Annotated in this window: 1 protein-coding gene and 1 pseudogene; one reads left to right on the top strand and one right to left on the bottom strand. The window is 72.4% G+C overall.

Annotation, left to right across the window (positions count from 1 at the left end; all coding sequences use genetic code 11):
* Positions 1–37: 37 nt before the first annotated feature.
* Positions 38–467, bottom strand: a pseudogene (locus ACWF94_RS39510) (SDR family NAD(P)-dependent oxidoreductase).
* 158 nt (positions 468–625) lie between these two features.
* On the opposite strand from ACWF94_RS39510, the gene ACWF94_RS39505 reads away from it, so the two are divergent.
* On the top strand, positions 626–1867 hold the full coding sequence (locus ACWF94_RS39505) for an exo-beta-N-acetylmuramidase NamZ family protein (RefSeq protein WP_453499968.1): 1242 nt from the start codon (positions 626–628) through the stop codon (positions 1865–1867).
* Positions 1868–2023: the final 156 nt, after the last annotated feature.

The following is a 2023-nucleotide window of genomic DNA, read 5'->3' as shown; positions in this document are numbered from 1 at the left end:
GTTCGGGGATATCCGCCGAATGATCCGGCACCAAAGGTCAGCCGACCGTGCCCTCCCAGGTCCGCTGGATACGGTTCATCCCGGCGAGCCAGCGCTCGGGGCCTCGGCCCTGGCCCGGTAGTAACCCGCGACCTCGGGGTGCGGCAGGATCAGGAAGCGGTCGGCGCCGATCCCGTCGATGAGGGCGTCGGCGACAACCGCGGGCCCGATCGCGGTGGGGGCGAGCACCGGTTCGCCCGCCGAGCCGGCCGCGGTGAGCATGTCCGTACGCACACCCTGAGGGCAGATCGCGTGCACCTTCACCCCGCGGTGGCGCCGATCTCGGCGGCGACCGCTCCGGCCCTGTCCGCGTCGAGGTCGTTGACCACGACCCGGGCGCCCTCCGCCGCGAACCGGCGGGCCGGCGCGGCGCCGATGCCGCCGCCCGCGCCCGTGATCACCACTGCGGCACCCCGCACCGTATCCATCGGTCTCCGTCTCTCTCCGCCAACGGCTCCTCTCAGCAGACTAACCAGTCGGTATGTTCCGGGGAAGGGGGCGGACACGGCGCCGGGGTCGTTCCGCGCGGGCGGCACCCGCGCTAGCGTGCGTGGCCATGACAAAGAGCCTCCAGGGAGGGAGTCCGATGGGTCTGTCCAGACGGGGACTACTGGCCGCGGGCGGCGCGCTGGCCGCGAGCGGGGCCGCCACGGAGGCGGTGGCGGACACGGACGGCCGCCGCCGGGTCCGTACGGGATTCGACCGGCTCGCCGCCGACGGCTACGCCCTGCTCTCCGGCGAACGCGTCGGGGTGGTCACCAACCCGACCGGGATCACCTCCGGCGTACGCCACATCGTGGATGTGATGCACGCCGACGACCGGGTGAAGCTGACCGCCGTCTTCGGCCCGGAGCACGGATTCCGCGGTACGGCACAGGCCGGCGGCTCCGAAGGGCGCTACGACGACCCGGCGACCGGACTGCCCGTCTACGACACGTACCAGAAGTCCGGTCAGCCGCTCGCCGACATCTTCACCGCGTCGGGCGTGGACACGGTCGTCTTCGACATCCAGGACGCGGGCGCCCGCTTCTACACCTACATCTGGACGCTGTACGACTGCATGCGGGCCGCCGCGCTCGCGCGGAAACGGTTCGTCGTCCTTGACCGGCCCAACCCGGTGACCGGCCGCGCCGCCCTCGGACCGGTGCTGGACCGGGCGTTCGCGACGTTCGTGGGCCGGGAGCCGATCGCGCAGGCGCACGGGATGACGGTGGTGGAGCTGGCGGGTCTCTTCAACGGCGAGTTCCTGGCGGACAGTCCGGTGGAACTGGAGACCGTACGGATGTCGGGGTGGCGGCGCTCGCACTTCTTCGACCGTACGGCACTGCCCTGGGTGCCGCCGAGCCCCAATATGCCGACCCCCGACACCGCGCTGGTGTACGCGGGCACCTGTCTCTTCGAGGGCACGAACCTGTCGGAGGGGCGGGGCACGACCCGCCCGTTCGAACTGCTGGGCGCCCCGGATCTCGACCGGCGCTGGGCCGAGGCCGCGAACGCCCTGGAACTGCCCGGGGTGCGGCTGCGCGAGGCGTACTTCACCCCCACGTTCAGCAAGCATGCGGGCAAGACCGTCGGCGGGGTCCAGCTGCATGTCCACGACCGGGCCGCGTTCGACCCGGTCCGTACCGGCATCGCACTGCTGGTGACCGCCAAACGCTCATCGAGCGACTTCCGCTGGGTGAACGGCAACTGGATCGACAAGCTCACCGGCTCCACCAGGGTCCGCACCATGATCGACGCGGGGGCCGGGACGGACGATGTCGTCGGGGCGTGGCAGGGCGAACTGGCCGCGTTCCGGGCGGTGCGCAGGCGGTATCTGCGCTACTGACTGTCGGGCGGCGACGGGCGACGGGCTTCAGGGGTGTCCGGGCGTCCGGTATCCGGCGTCATGTGCCAGGCGTCAGGCGTACGGAACCGTTGGGGCGTACGGGGCGGGCGCCGGGGGCGTGCGGCGGCCCGCCGCACCCGGACACGGGGGCCGGCC

Source organism: Streptomyces sp. NPDC055078, assembly GCF_053607985.1.
This window is presented reverse-complemented; position numbering and strand designations above follow the sequence as displayed.